Annotated in this window: 15 protein-coding genes; all 15 read right to left on the bottom strand. The window is 59.5% G+C overall.

All coding sequences use genetic code 11. The features are described from left to right. Positions 1-3: 3 nt before the first annotated feature. Positions 4-1,197: an ATP-binding protein gene (locus LCH64_RS12940; protein WP_226500487.1), complete on the bottom strand. Its 1,194-nt coding sequence runs from the start codon at positions 1,195-1,197 to the stop codon at positions 4-6. 125 nt (positions 1,198-1,322) lie between these two features. After that, positions 1,323-2,798: a sigma-54 dependent transcriptional regulator gene (locus tag LCH64_RS12945; protein WP_003222863.1), complete on the bottom strand. Its 1,476-nt coding sequence runs from the start codon at positions 2,796-2,798 to the stop codon at positions 1,323-1,325. Positions 2,799-2,970: 172 nt separating this feature from the next. Next, entirely contained in the window at positions 2,971-3,267 is a 297-nt protein-coding gene (locus LCH64_RS12950; RefSeq protein ID WP_003222861.1) for a hypothetical protein, read from the bottom strand. An 11-nt stretch (positions 3,268-3,278) separates the two neighbouring features. Then, positions 3,279-3,677: a flagellar export chaperone FliS gene (gene fliS / locus LCH64_RS12955; protein WP_027614233.1), complete on the bottom strand. Its 399-nt coding sequence runs from the start codon at positions 3,675-3,677 to the stop codon at positions 3,279-3,281. A gap of 129 nt (positions 3,678-3,806) precedes the next feature. Continuing rightward, positions 3,807-5,270 (bottom strand): flagellar filament capping protein FliD, encoded by a 1,464-nt coding sequence (gene fliD / locus LCH64_RS12960; protein WP_226500444.1) that lies wholly within the window; start codon positions 5,268-5,270, stop codon positions 3,807-3,809. 83 nt (positions 5,271-5,353) lie between these two features. Beyond that, entirely contained in the window at positions 5,354-5,713 is a 360-nt protein-coding gene (locus LCH64_RS12965) for a flagellar protein FlaG (RefSeq protein WP_027614231.1), read from the bottom strand. A 73-nt stretch (positions 5,714-5,786) separates the two neighbouring features. Next, positions 5,787-6,638, bottom strand: a complete 852-nt coding sequence (locus LCH64_RS12970) for a flagellin domain-containing protein (protein ID WP_007920059.1) — start codon at positions 6,636-6,638, stop codon at positions 5,787-5,789. A gap of 237 nt (positions 6,639-6,875) precedes the next feature. Continuing rightward, a complete protein-coding gene (locus LCH64_RS12975) occupies positions 6,876-7,148 on the bottom strand; it encodes a hypothetical protein (RefSeq protein ID WP_096796270.1) in 273 nt (90 codons plus the stop codon). Next, positions 7,145-8,434: a 6-hydroxymethylpterin diphosphokinase MptE-like protein gene (locus LCH64_RS12980; protein ID WP_226500445.1), complete on the bottom strand. Its 1,290-nt coding sequence runs from the start codon at positions 8,432-8,434 to the stop codon at positions 7,145-7,147. Before LCH64_RS12980 ends, LCH64_RS12975 begins: the two co-directional genes overlap by 4 nt. An 86-nt stretch (positions 8,435-8,520) precedes the next feature. Then, positions 8,521-9,447, bottom strand: coding sequence for a ketoacyl-ACP synthase III (locus LCH64_RS12985; protein WP_103521344.1), 927 nt, complete (start codon positions 9,445-9,447; stop codon positions 8,521-8,523). Between the two features lie 227 nt (positions 9,448-9,674). Next, positions 9,675-10,727, bottom strand: coding sequence for a pseudaminic acid synthase (gene pseI, locus LCH64_RS12990; RefSeq protein ID WP_226500446.1), 1,053 nt, complete (start codon positions 10,725-10,727; stop codon positions 9,675-9,677). After that, on the bottom strand, positions 10,720-12,225 hold the full coding sequence (pseG, locus tag LCH64_RS12995) for a UDP-2,4-diacetamido-2,4,6-trideoxy-beta-L-altropyranose hydrolase (RefSeq protein WP_226500447.1): 1,506 nt from the start codon (positions 12,223-12,225) through the stop codon (positions 10,720-10,722). Before pseG ends, pseI begins: the two co-directional genes overlap by 8 nt. Continuing rightward, the gene (gene pseF, locus LCH64_RS13000) at positions 12,222-12,917 is read right to left on the bottom strand and encodes a pseudaminic acid cytidylyltransferase (protein WP_226500448.1); all 696 of its coding nucleotides are present in this window, start codon (positions 12,915-12,917) and stop codon (positions 12,222-12,224) included. Before pseF ends, pseG begins: the two co-directional genes overlap by 4 nt. Beyond that, a complete protein-coding gene (locus tag LCH64_RS13005; protein WP_226500449.1) occupies positions 12,914-13,534 on the bottom strand; it encodes a pseudaminic acid biosynthesis-associated methylase in 621 nt (206 codons plus the stop codon). Before LCH64_RS13005 ends, pseF begins: the two co-directional genes overlap by 4 nt. A 32-nt stretch (positions 13,535-13,566) precedes the next feature. Continuing rightward, positions 13,567-14,802 (bottom strand): UDP-4-amino-4,6-dideoxy-N-acetyl-beta-L-altrosamine transaminase, encoded by a 1,236-nt coding sequence (pseC, locus tag LCH64_RS13010; RefSeq protein WP_226500450.1) that lies wholly within the window; start codon positions 14,800-14,802, stop codon positions 13,567-13,569. Positions 14,803-14,875 lie beyond the last annotated feature (73 nt).

Genomic DNA, 14,875 nt, shown 5'->3' on the forward strand with positions numbered 1-14,875 from the left:
CGTTTACTCAGCTCCGTGTACAGCGGAAAACAGCGGCAGGATCACCTGCGCGCACGTGCCGCGCCCGACTCGCGAGCGCAGCTGCAATTCTCCCTGATGTGCCCGCGCCACGGCCTTGACCACGGTCAGGCCAAGCCCGGTACCGGTCACTTTGGTGGTGAAAAATGGTTCACCGAGACGCTCCAGCACCGCCGGATCAATACCGCTGCCACTGTCGCTGACACACAGGCGCAGGCTGTTGTCGCGGCTGTAGCAATGCACTTTCAGGCGCACGTTGCCATCGCTGGCCTGAATCGCGTTTTCGATCAGATTGAGAATCGCCCCGACCAGCGTGTCGCGGTTGCACAGCAATTCGCCGGCATGGCTGTCGCACTGCCAACGAATGGGCAAATCCTGCACATGGGTCAGCGCCGCCGCTTGCAGCGACTGCATCAGGGCGTTCGGAGTAATCCGGTCGGTCAGCGGCAGCTCGCCACGGGCGAACACCAGCATGTCGCGCACCTGATGTTCCAGCTCATGCAGGCGCTCTTTGAGGCGGCCGGCAAAGCGCTGTTGAGTGGCGACCGGAAGCTCCTGCTCAGTCAAATGACTGGCATAGAGCAAAGCGGCGGACAGCGGCGTACGGATCTGATGAGCCAGCGAGGCGACCATCCGCCCCAGCGACGACAGACGCTCATGGCGCGCCAGTTGATCCTGCAGATGACGGGTTTCTGTCAGGTCGTTGAGCAACACCAACTGCCCCGGCTCGGCATCCAGCGAGCGCGTGGCAATCGACAGGCGTCGACCGTTTTTCAGAGAGATTTCATGACCGTCGTCTTCACGCGGGGCAAAGCAGCGGGCGATGACGTGACGCCACAATTCGCCTTCCAGTGGCAGCCCGAGCAAGTCGATCGCCGCCGGATTGGCTTCGCGAACCATGCCGTGGCCGTCAATCACGATGACGCCACCTGGCAACAGATCAAGGAGGTTTTGCAGACGGTTGGCCAAGCGTTCTTTTTCTGCCAGCTCCTGCATGCGCTGAGCGCTGACCACGGCCAGTTCGCCCTTGAGCTCGGTGACCCGGGCTTCAAGCATGCTGTAGGAATCGGTCAACTGGCTGGACATCTGATTGAACAGCGCGAACGCCTGCTCAAGACCCAGGCGGCTCGTCTGCTCTAAGGACGACGGCTGCCCCTCGGCATTGGAGGCAGAAGACATCTGGGCGTGGGGCATTGTGTTCTCTCGCTTGGCTGACCGTCAGTTAAACGGAACGTTGCGAGGGATGTAGCAATACCCGTGCCTAAAAAAAACTGCTTATAAATGAAGGCATTGAAAAACAGGCGTCAATCATCCGCCTGTTCGTCACCTTCGCGCCGGCTCATGCCGTACTTGCGCATCTTCTCCACCAGCGTGGTGCGACGAATGCGCAGGCGTTCGGCGGCACGCGCCACGATGCCATTGGCGTCGTCCAGCGCCTGCTGGATCAGGCCCTGCTCCAGACCACCGAGGTAGTCCTTCAAGTCCAGACCTTCCGGCGGCAGCATCGCGTTGGCGGTGAAGTCCGGGGTGTGGCCGTTGATGGCCACGCGCTCTTCGAGATCGCTGCGCAGACTGTCGACCATCTGCTCGTCTTCGTCGTCGACGTAGCGGAATTTCTTCGGCAACTCGACCACGCCGATCACCCCGTACGGATGCATGATCGCCATGCGCTCGACCAGGTTCGCCAGCTCACGGACGTTGCCCGGCCAGCCGTGACGGCACAGCGACATGATCGCCGCCGAGTTGAAACGGATCGAGCCGCGCTTTTCGTGTTCCATGCGCGAGATCAGTTCGTTCATCAGCAGCGGAATGTCTTCGACGCGCTCACGCAGCGGCGCCATCTCGATCGGGAACACGTTCAGGCGATAGTAGAGGTCTTCGCGGAAGGTGCCGATCTCGATCATGCTTTCGAGATTCTTGTGGGTCGCGGCAATGATGCGCACGTCGACGCTCTGGGTCTTGTTGCTGCCCACGCGCTCGAAGGTGCGCTCCTGCAGGACGCGCAGCAGCTTGACCTGCATCGGCAGCGGCATGTCGCCGATTTCGTCGAGGAACAGCGTACCGCCATTGGCCAGTTCGAAACGCCCGGCACGGCTGGTGATCGCACCGGTGAAGGCGCCCTTCTCGTGGCCGAACAGTTCGCTTTCCAGCAGCTCTGCCGGGATCGCCCCGCAGTTGACCGGCACGAATGGCGCGTCGCGACGCTTGGAGTGGTAATGCAGGTTGCGCGCAACCACTTCCTTGCCGGTGCCGGACTCGCCGAGGATCAGCACGCTGGCGTCGGTATCAGCCACTTGCTGCATCATCTGCCGGACGTGCTGGATCGCCCGACTGGTGCCGACGAGGCTGCGGAACAGATTGGGTTCGCGATGACGGCCGCGCTCGCGGGCCTGGTCGTACATCTCGCGATAGACCTGGGCACGGTGCAGGGAGTCGAGCAGTTTGCTGTAGCTGGGCGGCATTTCAAGGGTCGAAAGCACCCGGCGGCGCTGGTCTTCCGGCAGGTCGACGGAAGAATTATCGCCCATCAGCAAAACCGGAAGGAACTCATCCCATGTCGAGAGTGTCTTTAACAGGCCCAAAAGTGCACCCGGAGCATTTACCGTCCCGATCAGTACACAGATGACTTCACGACTCGATGACAAAGAGCCGACGGCCTGCTGCCAGTCATGGCTGCCGCAGGGTAAATTTTCTTCGCCAAGAAAATTTAAAATCACCGCCAGGTCGCGGCGGCGGACGCTATCGTCATCGATCAGCAGAATTTTGGTTTCACGCCACATGCAATAGCAACTTCCCTAGTCAACTCAATGCCCGAAAAATGGGGCAAGCGAGACGCTTGCAGGACACCTTGTGCCTGTAGACGCCTGAAATCTGAAAACAGCCACTAGTTAAGTCAAAAAACCGTGCACAGTCAAATTTATGGCGCACATGTCTGGATTAACTGGAGGTTAATTAACCAAACAGATGGTAAACCTTTGCCGCCTTCTGCGCTTGGGTGATCTGCGACATCTCGTTGGCTATCGCCTGCCGCTCACCCATCGCCGCCTCAAGAAGCTCCTTGTAGACGTGGAGCAGCTCCTCAAGGTTATTGCGCAAGGCCTCCTCATCCAGCGAGGCCTCGGCCATGACGTCTTCCATGCAGGAACGGCAGGCCAGATCCAGCTCGCCAATGGCCTCCCAGTTACGTTCGGCCAGCGCGCTGACCAACGCTTCACGGGTATCTGCGATTCGCTGCAATACAAGACTCATGGTGCTCTCCTTTAAAACTGCGGAGCAGGCTCGGGAGCGATGGCATCCCAGCCTTCTTTTACCGTGCTCAGCAAGCCGGCGACCTCATCGAGAATGCGCGGATCGCTGTTGATGTTGGCCTCGGCGAGACGCTTCATCATGTAGATGTACAGCCCGTCCAGATCGGCCAATTCATCGGCACACTTTTCCAGATCCAGACCTTCGCGCAGCCCGCTGACAATGCCAATGGCCTTGCTGATCGAGGTGCACTTGCCAGGAATATCCTTGCGCTCGATGGCACCCTTGGCCTGAGCGATGCGGGCCAGCCCGCCTTCCATCAGCATTTGCACCAGACGGTGCGGGCTCGCCTCGGAGGTCTGGGCGTGCGCGCCGACTTTCTGATATTGCCGAAGGGCTAACATTGGGTTCATGTTCTACCTCATTGCCACAATGACTCGTATAACCAGTGTATCGCCAACGAATCACAGAACTTTAGATCAAAAGACAAAAACCCGGCGCACGCCGATAAAGCGTAGCCGGGTTTTTGTCGTTATTGCCTGTTACTTCGCGGACTGCTGAGCGTTCAGCGAGCTGAAGAACGACGTGATGTTGCTGGCCGTCGCTTTCATCTGCCCCACCAGCAAGTCCATGGCGTTGTACTTGGCCGTCAACGTCTTGGTCAGGTTGGCAACACGCAGATCCAGCGCCAGTTGCTGACTGGTCAGATTCCGGGTGTTGTTGTTCAGGATGGTCATGCGCTGATCGAGCAAGCCAACGGCAGTAGGGGGGCTACCGGCAGGCGCCTTCAGATACGGATCCACCGCCTTGCTCATGCGCGCCAGCAGGCCATTGGTATCGTTCGTACCGGTAAACATCTGCTGGACCTGACCGGTCATACCCGGGGTGGACATGGTCTTGTTGAATGCAACGGTGTCGAACGTCAGGTTACCGGTCAGCTTGTCGGTCATGACACCCAACTGCGACAGATAGGCCATCGGACCTGTGGAACTTCCGCTCGGCATGGTCAACTGACTGCGAATATCGGCAATCAGCGAACGCGGCAAGGAGTCACCGGTGAAAGCGGCCTGAACGGTGAGCTTGCCATCTTCGTCCGGCGTCGCTTTGGACAGGGTGTCGATAGTGGTCTTCAGAGTGTTGTAGGCATCGACAAAAGCCTGAACGGACGTCTGCAGACCTTTGGTGTTGGCGTCAACGCTCACCACAACGGGCGTGCCCAGCGGATTCGGGACAGTCAGCAGGTTCATCGTCAAACCACTGATGGCGCCGGTCACCGTGTTGCTCTTGCTGCTCACTGTCAGACCATCGATGGTCAGCGACGCATCTTTGGCCAGTCCATTTACCGATCCGGAGTCACCCGCCGCCGGCGTGGCACCCATCGTTTTGGTGCCATCGATTTCCAGACCGGCAATGCCGCTGACGCTCAGGTCAGAACCTGCGCCTGTCTTGCTCGAACTGATCACCAGGCGCGAAGCACCCGTGCTGTCCGTCACAATGTTGGCAGAAATACCATTGACACCCTGAGCGGTGTTGATGGCATCACGCGTGCTTTGCAGGGTCGCATTGGCCGGGATCGTGACATTGTAATCAGTGCCATTCTGACTGATTTTCAGGGTACCACTCGGAATGGCACTGGCAGCACCGCCGGCAAAGGATGAACTGGCCACTTTCGAACCGGTAGCCAGACTATTCACAACAACACTGTAAGTACCCGAGACCGCGGTGTTATCCGAAGTAACGCCCAGAACAGTCGGATTGCCCGAGGTCGCCGTGTAACCGGAAAATGCAGGGTTGGTCTTGCTGCCCAGGTTGGTCATCGCGGTCTGGAATGCAGTCAGCGCACTCTTGAGCGTACCCACACCGGAAATCTTCAGGGTATTGGTTTTGGTCGCGGAATCGATCTGCGTCTGCTTCGGCGACTTGTCGGCGTTGACCAGCGCGGTCACGATCGCGCCGATGTCCAGGCCGGAACCCAGTCCGGAACCCGGTAGAATTGGACTTGCCATGTGCATCTCCCTTCAGATTGTTGCCAGACTTTTGACCCTTCCAGGCGTCATTCAAGAAAGACAAACACTATTCATGCCAGCTATCAGACTTTGGCGTCGAACAACACATGGCTTGCGTTGGCGAGGCTGTCTGCGAGCTTGAGTGCTTCTGCGGAGGGGATCTGGCGTACGACCTCACCCGTCTCGCTTGCGATCACCTTGACGATGACCTTGCCAGAGTGCTCGTCGATCGAGAACTCCAGGTTACGCTTGATCGATTGAACGAACTTCTCGATCTCTTGCACGGCCAGTTTCAACTTGGCGTCATCCGTTTGCTGACTTTTCCTGTCAGCGACCGGAGCGTCGGCCGGTGCAACTTTTGGCGTCTCCGACGGCTTATCAGCAACAGGCGTCGCTGGCTTGGGAGCCGGATAAGACACGTTAAGCTTTACGCTCATGTCCATGCTCATCACCTCCTAACGTAAAAAAGCGAGAGAGCGCGACCAGCGCACCCTCCCGCCCAAACTCATTCCGAAATTACTGAAGCAGCTTCAGTACAGCGGAAGGCAGTTGGTTGGCTTGAGCCAGAACAGAGGTCGAAGCCTGTTGCAGGGTTTGCTGCTTGGTCAGGTTAGCAGTCTCTGCGGCGAAGTCGGTATCTTGTACGCGACCTTGTGCAGCAGTGGTGTTCTCGGTGATGTTCTGCAAGTTCTGGATGGTGCTGGTCAGACGGTTTTGCGAAGCACCCAGGCTGGCACGAGTTGCACCGATTGCAGCGATAGCGGCGTCGATTGCGGTGATCGCGTTGTCGATGTTCTGCGAAGCGCCAGTTACGGTAGCACCGGTCAGGGACAGAGTACCGCTACCAACCGACAGGCTGACGGCGTCGAACTTGGAGCTCAGTACCAGGTCGATGTGGTTAGCCGAACCGGTGTTTGCGCCAACTTGTAGGGTCACAGTACCAGCCGAACCGTCCAGCAGGTTTTTGCCGTTCAGGTTGGTCGAAGCCGAGATACGGGTGATCTCGTCGGACATCTGAGCGAATTCAGCGTTGGTAGCGGTCTGGTCAGCAGTGCCGTTGGTGCCGTTACGTGCTTTAACAGCCAGTTCACGCATACGCTGCAGGATGTCGGTAGTAGCTTGCAGAGCGCCTTCAGCGGTCTGAGCAACGGAGATACCGTCGTTGGCGTTCTGGATGGCTTGGGTGTTACCACGGATCTGCGAAGACATACGGTTCGAGATCTGCAGGCCAGCAGCGTCGTCTTTAGCGCTGTTGATTTTCAGGCCGGAAGACAGGCGCTGCATCGAAGTCGACAGAGCGTCGGAAGCGCGGTTCAGGTTCTTTTGAACGTTCAGCGACGTGGTGTTGGTGTTTACTGTTAAAGCCATGACGAATTCCTCGTTGGTTGGGTACTGCGGCTTCCGGCCCTGGCAACCGCCTGGAATGGCCTAGAGAACCTTCGTAATAGTTATCGTCGGGTTGGCAAGTTGCTTGAGGGCTTTTTGAAAAAAATTTGCCATCACCCTGCCACCCCCGAGAAAACAAGGGCTTAGCGCCCTCCCACCTGCGAAAAAATGACGCCATAAAACCGACCCTCAAGCAAAGCCGCGGGCCAGTGCGGTCGCTCACTTTGCCGATCGTGCTTTTTGCAACACTTCGATCAGCTCGTACTCCATCCAGTCCGCCAGCCCCAACCAGTCCTGACGCTCCTGACAGTCGAGCATGTGCGTGAGTACAAAGGCCCACTCCTGCTGAATCGGCGCAGGCGCAGCGATCAGCAACTGCTGCGCGCCCTCGAATACATCGACCATATCCAGCGCCGCCTCGACATCACGTCCCAGGCGAAACAGCCCGGCGCACTGACGGCATTCGTCGACGCACTGCTCAATCGTCGTCATTGCACAAACTCCTGATTGAACTGCGTCCCGGCGATCAGTGCGCCTGCCCGACTGCTGTTGAAAAACTGCACCTGCGGATGTGCGGCGATATAACGCTCCAGAACACACAGGTAGCCACGAAAATTCAGTTGCGTGCTGACCCGCTGGCCGTTGCCATTCTGTACCCAATATCGAGCCTGATCGACGCCGGGCCCCAGATCGCCATCATTCCAGCCGGCATGGGTTTTGTTCATCGGGAACGCGAAGTCAGCGCCGAACAGGGTAACGCGCGATGCCCCCATCTTCACCGCCAGGTCCACCGCCGGATGTATCACACTGCCGCCCACATGCAGTTGTCCGCGCGGGTATTGCTCACGCAACGTGGCATAAACCGGGCTGGCCGAATAACCGCCGTAGCGTTTGCCTTTCCATGCCCGCAGCATCTCTGGATCGCTCAAGGGCAGATACACCAGCGCAATGCCATCGGAGTCCTCGAACGGCAAGTGCCGAAAGCTGATGCGCTGATCGATCGTGACCACCAGATCCGGGACGATCCCGTGTTCGCGCAGTGGCCGGTAAGCGGTATCGACGCACATCAGAAATGGACGCTCGGTCTGTGAGTACACCGCCGCCAGACGCTGGTAATGCCCCTCCAGCGTCGGCCCGGTGCCAATCACGTAGATTTCCCGGTCACTGACCGTGCCGAACAGCTGCGCCACATCGTCATCGCCCAACAGCACCGGCAAGCAGTCCTGCAAACGCTGCTGGATGAACGGCAACTGCGGATCGAACTCACGATTGTTGAAGCTCAGGTGCACTTCGCTGACCAGTCGATCGCGGATCTTCGCGTTGAAGTCATCGGCCAGCAGCATCTCGGCCGGCAGGGCGAAAAACGGTGTGCAGATGTCGGACAGATCACCGGCATAGAACAGCTGCACGCGCGGGTCTTCCAGCCATTGGCGCTGATCCAGCAACTGCAGCACCAGAGCGAACAACGCGCCATTGAGGATGTGCACGTACAACCGCTCAAGGCCAGCGCGCTCCAGCAGCACCGTTGGCAGGTCACCCAAGCCAGTGCCGTAGACATGCAGCTGCGGCTTTTGCGCCAGACTGGCGGCCTGAATGCGGGCTTCGTGGACCCGGTCATGGCGACTGGTCAGTTGAATGCCATTTACGCTCAGCGTTGAACCCAGACCCTGCACCAGCTCGGCTTGAACCGCTGAACTGTCTTCAGCCATCAGCCGCTCGAACAACGCCGGCCAGCGCTGCTGGATAACCTCGGAGTTGGCTTGGAAAAACTCGCTCATGCCGGCTCGCGCTCCCTTCAGGCAAAAAAATAGCGTTCAAGGGTAACCCTGAACGCTATTTTTGTATCCGCCGTTTTTGACCGGACTCAAGGACGATAGATGATCGCCGAGCCCCACGACAGACCCACACCGAAACCACTGATCGCAATGCGCTTCCAGTCGGAATCGAGCACGTGTTTTTCCAGCAGCAGCGGCACGCTCGACGACACGGTGTTGCCGGTCTCGACCATGTCCTTGATGAACTTCTCCGGCTCACCTTCGAAACGGCGGGCCACCGCATCGACAATCGCCGCACTGCCCTGGTGAATGCAGAAGGCGTCGATGTCATCAGCCTTCAGACCGGAGTCGTCGAGCAATTCGTGCAAGTGCGCCGGGACTTTGAGCAGCGCGAAGTTGAACACCTGACGCCCGTTCATGAAGAACACGCCATCGGTGACTTTCAGGTGCGGTGCGCCGGAACCGTCGGTGCCGAACTTGGCCTTGCCCAGCGCCCAGGAAGGGTCTTCGCCCATCCAGGTAGCAGTGGCGGCATCGCCGAAGAGCATGGTGGTGTTGCGGTCTTCGGGGTCGACGATTTTCGAATACGGGTCAGCGGTGATCAGCAGACCGTTCTTCAGGCCGGCGGCTTCCATGAAGCCCTTGATCGCGTAGATGCCGTAGACGTAACCGGAGCAGCCCAGGGAAATATCGAACGCCGCGACATTGGTCGGCAGACCGAGCTTGTCCTGGACGATTGCAGCAGTGTGCGGCAGGCCTTCTTCGTCACCGTTCTGAGTGACGACGATCAGCGCGTCGATCGATTCACGTTTCAGTTCAGGGTTGCTGGCAAACAGCGCATTGGCCGCTTCCACGCACAGATCGGAGGTTTCCTGTTCAGCGTCTTTGCGCGGCAGGAAGGCCGAACCGATTTTGCCGAGGATGAATTCTTCATCCTTCTCGAATTTTGCACCTTGTGCGTAATTGTCCACGCCGGCTACAGGAACGTAGCTCGCAATGCTTTTTATGCCAATCATTACGGCTTCCCAATAAAAAACAGCCCAAAACCACCGCTCGCAAGGATTCGAGGGGCGCCGACAAACAGAAAACGGCCGCCACAAAGGGCAGCCACGGGGAGCGCAAAGGGCTATCACTGGAACCGATACACGGCCAGGCGCCCATCTCCCCGGTCAATACAATACAGTGAAGATGCGCGTTATGACTCGCAGGTCACGCTATTTTGCCGAATCGGGTGCAGATCGGGTTATTCGACCAACGACCAGTCCAGCGGCGTGCCGCGTTTGATCGCCAGGCGAGCGCAGCGACCGAGGACGGCTTCGGTGTGCTTGGGCGGCAGACCGAGACCGGGGCGAATGGCGCGCAGATTGGCGGCGGTGAAGGACTCACCGGCGGCCATGTCGACGGTGACGTACAGCGAACGGCGATAAACCAGCGACTTGCGCTCGGCTTCGGTGACGCCGTAATGCACCTGGCCCATGGCCTGCCAGGCGCGTTCGGTTTCGACCACCAGACTGGCCAGCTCCGCAGGTTCCAGTGAGAAACTGGCGTCCACCCCACCTGCCGAACGGTCGAGGGTGAAATGTTTTTCCACCACGGTCGCCCCGAGCGCCACAGCGGCCACGGACACGCCAACGCCCATGGAGTGATCGGACAGCCCGACCTCACAACCGAACAGCTCACGCAGGTGCGGAATCGTGCGCAGATTGCTGTTGAGCGGCGTTGCCGGGTAAGTGCTGGTGCATTTGAGCAGCACCAGATCCTTGCACCCTGCCTCGCGGGCGGCACGCACGGTTTCGTCGAGTTCGGCGATGCTCGCCATGCCGGTGGAGATGATCAGCGGTTTGCCGGTCGCCGCCACGCGACGAATCAACGGCAGATCGGTGTTTTCGAAACTGGCGATCTTGTACGCCGGCACGTCGAGGCTTTCGAGAAAGTCCACCGCCGTGTCATCGAACGGCGTCGAGAACGCGAGCATGCCCAGCTCTTTGGCCCGGGCGAAAATCGGTGCGTGCCACTCCCACGGGGTATGGGCCTTCTCGTACAGGTCGTACAGCGAAGTCCCGGTCCACAGGCTGTTCGGGTCCTTGATGAAAAACTCGTCCTCGGCCAGATCGAGGGTCATGGTCTGCGCGGTGTAAGTCTGCAGCTTCAAGGCATGCGCGCCAGCCTTGGCGGCGGCCTCGACGATCTGCAGGGCCACCTCCAGCGACTGGTTATGGTTGCCGCTCATTTCGGCGATGATGAACGGCGGCGCATCGGCGCCGATCAGACGTTCGCCAATCTTGAAACTACTCATCAGGGTGATCCTTCAAAACCTTTGTGAACGCGCAGGCACTCTGGGTGAATCCGGCGTCACGAAATACATTCAAAGAGGGACGATTGTCCGGCAGCACCTGAGCGGTAATCGCGCTCAACTGCGGCCAGCGCGCGCGAACGAACGCCTCGCCTCGCGCCAACAGCGCCCTGCCCCACCCCAGACCGAATCGTCCTTCCAGCAGATACAGCGACACTTCGGCCTCAAAGCCGCGCAGGTCATAACGCAACACGCCAACCGGACCATCATCGGCCTCGGCGATCAGCAGCAGACGCTGCGGGTTGCGCAGGCTCGCATTCAGCCAGTTCAGGTGCTGCGGCCACTCGATTGCAGCCGTGTCCAGTGACCAGCGACGTACCGCCTCGGCATTGCGCCCGTCGAACAACAAGTGCGCATCATCGAGGGTCGCCGCGCGCAGCGTGAGCACCGCACCGGCCAACGCCGCCGCCACGCGCAACGCACCGCGCCCATCCACCAGTTGCCGCGAACGCTCGGCCAGGCTCTGGCGCAGATAAAAATTGTCGACGACAAAACCGACGGCATCGCGCAGTTGTTCGACGCTCACCTGCTCGCGGGCGCCCATGAACACATGCGCGCCCGCCGCCGCCATGACTTCGCCATTGGCCTGCTGATTGTTCGATACCGCAATGCAGATCGTCGGCAGGCCGAGGGCTGCACGCTCCCAACTGGTGCCGCCGCCAGCGCCGATAAACAGATCGGCCTCAGTCATGCGTTGCTGGAAATCGCTGACGAAACTGTGCAGGCGCCAGTGGGGTCGGGTTTCGGCCAGTGCCTGCATCTCTGCCCAGGCCGGGTTATCGGCACCGGCGACGAAATCCACTTCAAGCGCCGAAAAATCCGCCAGCGCCAGCATCGCGTGATGAGTCTGGCGCGCCACATCGAAACCGCCAAAATTCACCAGCACCCGGCGCGCCACAGGCTTGATCTCGATGGCCGGGCCACAGAACTCCTCACGCAACATGGCAAAGCGTGGACCGAGCAGCATTCTGCATCCGGCCGGCAGCAGCGGCTGATAGTTTTCGCTGAGTCCCGAGAGGTTCTGATTGAGCAGCAGATCCACGCTGTACTGCCGGGTCGCCAGATCGTCGACGGCGGCAATCCGAGGTGCAAAGCGTCGGGCAGCGGTCTGCCAGTGATGGTCGAGGCCGTAATGATCGACGATGACCCAGTCAAATCCGGGTTGTCCTTCCATCTGCGTCGCCAGTGCATCGATATCCGCCTGCCACGGCAGCATCGACTCGATGGCCTGATCCGGATCTTCATCGGCGTAGCGATCCGGCAGCGCAAACGTCGCGAAGCCCTCGGCGTGCAACATGTCGAGCCGATGTCCCGGCAAGCGTCGGCAGGCAAACGCGACGTGACTGCCCTGCTTGCGCAACACCCGCGCCAGCGGCAGGCAACGAGCAATGTGGCCACTGCCGATGGTTGGCGACGAATCGGCGCGAATCAGGACTTTCACTGCAGTTCCCCACCTGCCTTGAGTGCAGCGTGAAGGTATTCGGCACGCTGCCAGTCTTCGGCATTATCAATATCCTGCACCAGATGCCGCGGCAAAATCACCGGCAGGCTGGCCGAGGAGTAGAGGACATCACCTCTGAGCCATGCGGCGCTGCGCCCCCAATAGAACTGCCCGGCATCCTGAAAGGCCTCGGGCAGATCCTGCGAGCGGGCATTGCGAAACTCCGGATACAACGCGGTCAGTGCGCCCTGCCCGTCCAGCGTCAGCGCACGCTGCACCGGGAAACCGAAACGGCAAACCGAGAAGGTAAAGGACTTTTCCGGTTCACGCTCGAGCAGTTCGAAGCCCTCACGCAGGAAACGCGCCTGCAGCAATGGCGCCGTGGCGTAGACGCAGCAGGCGTAATCGAAGTCCGGCAGTTGTTGCAGCGCATGCACGATGACTGCCGCAGTGCCGGTAAAGTCATCGGCTAGACGTGCCGGCCGCAGAAACGGGACCTGTGCCCCGTGCGCCAGCGCCACTTCGGCAATTTCTGCGTCATCGGTGCTGACCACGACTTGTTCGAACAAACCGGATTTGAGTGCCGTACGGATCGAGTGGACGATCATCGGCAAACCGTCGAACAGTTTCAGATTCTTGCTCGGTATCCGTTTGCTGCCACCGCGCGCAGGGATGATTGCAACATTGCTCAAGAGCGTTTTTCCAGTAAGAACCAAGTGACATCGTCCGCCGGAAATTGCGGATCGCGGTGGTACACAAATCCGTAATCCAGCAATTGCAGATCAGCATAACGTTCAAGCATCTCACCGGCGAAATCACGCTTGAACAATTTGCCGCTGTTACCGCGATAGGATACCTCCACCGGCACCGGGTTGTAGTACTCGGCAATCAGGATGTAGCGACTGCTCAACTCGTACAGCTGCGCATAAGCCATCGGCAGCAACGACGGATCCAGGTGAATCAGCACCCCCTTGCTGAGGGTCAGGTCGTATTGTCGATCCCGGGGGAAATCGAACAGTGAGCCGTGCCAGATCTGCGCGATATCCAGCGCCCGCGCCCTGGCGCAGGCACTGGCATTGATCTCTACCCCGAACAGCTCGCATCCGGGCAGCAATTGACGCAACGCCTGCAAATTGTTGCCGGCATTGGTCCCCAGCTCCACCAGGCTGTCGATCCGCCCGGCACGCGCCAGTACCCTGGAGAATATCGCCAGGTTGGCCGCGACCAGTGGCTGGCCGACATTACGGTCAACGTACCGGTTGCCGAATTCGCCCTGCCAGAATTTCTCCTGCTCACTCAGATCACGCATTGCAAAGTTCCCATCATTCATAGCAGCGATATTCATTGGGTCAGACGACGCAGTTGCTCGACGACATGATCCTGTTGCTCATCACTCAACAACGGAAACATCGGCAAACTGATCGCTTCGGCGTAATAGCGCTCAGCCTCGGGAAAATCGCCTTCGGCAAACCCCAGGTCGCGATAGTACGGCTGCAAATGCAGTGGAATGTAGTGAAGGTTCACGCCGATACCGGCCGCGCGCAATCCTTCGAACACCTGGCGATGGCTGAGACCGATACGCTCGGTCTGCAAGCGAATCACATACAGGTGCCAGGCCGAATCGGCTCCCGCCTGCGCGCTCGGGAGCGTCACCGGCAGATACGCCAACAAGCGTTCATAGCGTGCCGCCAATTCCCGGCGGCGGCTGACGAACTCGTCCAGCCGGCTCATTTGCGAAAGGCCGAGCGCGGCTTGCAGGTCAGTGATCCGATAGTTGAAACCCAGCTCGATCTGCTGGTAATACCAAAGGCCATGGCTGGGCCCGATCATCTGTTGCGGATCCCGAGTCAAGCCATGGCAACGCAGACGCTGCAAACGCTCGGCCAGCTCCGGACGATTGGTCAGAACCATGCCGCCCTCGGCACTGGTGATGATTTTCACCGGGTGAAAACTGAACACGGTCATCGCTGCGAACTCGCCGCAACCAACCGGTCGCCCGGCATAGGATGCTCCGACGGCATGTGAGGCATCTTCGATCACAGTGAAGCGGTAACGCTCAGCCAATTCGGCGATTCGCCGCATGTCGCAGCTCTGCCCCGAAAAGGCTACCGCCACCAGCACCTTGGGCAACGTTCCCGTCTGCTCGGCGGCCTCGAGCTTGCTGGCCAGAACCTCGGCATCAAGGTTCCAGGTCAGCGGATCGATGTCCACGAAGTCGACATCGGCACCGCAATAACGCCCGCAATTGGCCGAGGCCAGAAAGGTATTCGGCGTAGTCCACAAGCGATCGCCAGGTCCGAGCTCGGCGGCGATGCAGGCGATGTGCAGGGCCGCCGTGGCATTGCACACCGCCACCGCAAAGTCAGCCTGACAACGCTCGGCCATTGCCTGCTCGAAACGCTCGACGGTCGGCCCCTGGGTCAACCAGTCCGACTGCAGCACTGCAACCACAGCATCGATATCCGACCGCTCGAAACGCTCCACCGCCGAACCCTTGACCAGCCCGTCCGATTGCAGCTGCGCGACCACCGCATCGATGTCCGCTTCATCGACGCTTTGCCGACCGTAGGGAATCATTCCGAACCCTTCGCAGGCGTGTCGGCGAACAGCCCGGTGCCGCCGGAGATGAAGATCGATTTACCGTTGAACA

Source organism: Pseudomonas sp. MWU16-30322 (genome assembly GCF_020515535.1).
Classification (GTDB): Bacteria; Pseudomonadota; Gammaproteobacteria; order Pseudomonadales; family Pseudomonadaceae; genus Aquipseudomonas; species Aquipseudomonas fluorescens_H.

Coding starts and splice junctions, on each gene's coding strand:
- fliD (WP_226500444.1), bottom strand. CDS start 5,270: ATGGCAAGTCCAATTCTACCGGGTTCCGGACTGGGTTCCGGCCTGGAC.
- LCH64_RS12985 (WP_103521344.1), bottom strand. CDS start 9,447: ATGATTGGCATAAAAAGCATTGCGAGCTACGTTCCTGTAGCCGGCGTG.
- LCH64_RS13005 (WP_226500449.1), bottom strand. CDS start 13,534: ATGCGTGATCTGAGTGAGCAGGAGAAATTCTGGCAGGGCGAATTCGGC.
- pseI (WP_226500446.1), bottom strand. CDS start 10,727: ATGAGTAGTTTCAAGATTGGCGAACGTCTGATCGGCGCCGATGCGCCG.
- fliS (WP_027614233.1), bottom strand. CDS start 3,677: ATGAACCCAATGTTAGCCCTTCGGCAATATCAGAAAGTCGGCGCGCAC.
- LCH64_RS12965 (WP_027614231.1), bottom strand. CDS start 5,713: ATGGACATGAGCGTAAAGCTTAACGTGTCTTATCCGGCTCCCAAGCCA.
- pseC (WP_226500450.1), bottom strand. CDS start 14,802: ATGATTCCCTACGGTCGGCAAAGCGTCGATGAAGCGGACATCGATGCG.
- LCH64_RS12980 (WP_226500445.1), bottom strand. CDS start 8,434: ATGAGCGAGTTTTTCCAAGCCAACTCCGAGGTTATCCAGCAGCGCTGG.
- LCH64_RS12940 (WP_226500487.1), bottom strand. CDS start 1,197: ATGTCTTCTGCCTCCAATGCCGAGGGGCAGCCGTCGTCCTTAGAGCAG.
- LCH64_RS12970 (WP_007920059.1), bottom strand. CDS start 6,638: ATGGCTTTAACAGTAAACACCAACACCACGTCGCTGAACGTTCAAAAG.
- LCH64_RS12945 (WP_003222863.1), bottom strand. CDS start 2,798: ATGTGGCGTGAAACCAAAATTCTGCTGATCGATGACGATAGCGTCCGC.
- LCH64_RS12950 (WP_003222861.1), bottom strand. CDS start 3,267: ATGAGTCTTGTATTGCAGCGAATCGCAGATACCCGTGAAGCGTTGGTC.
- LCH64_RS12975 (WP_096796270.1), bottom strand. CDS start 7,148: ATGACGACGATTGAGCAGTGCGTCGACGAATGCCGTCAGTGCGCCGGG.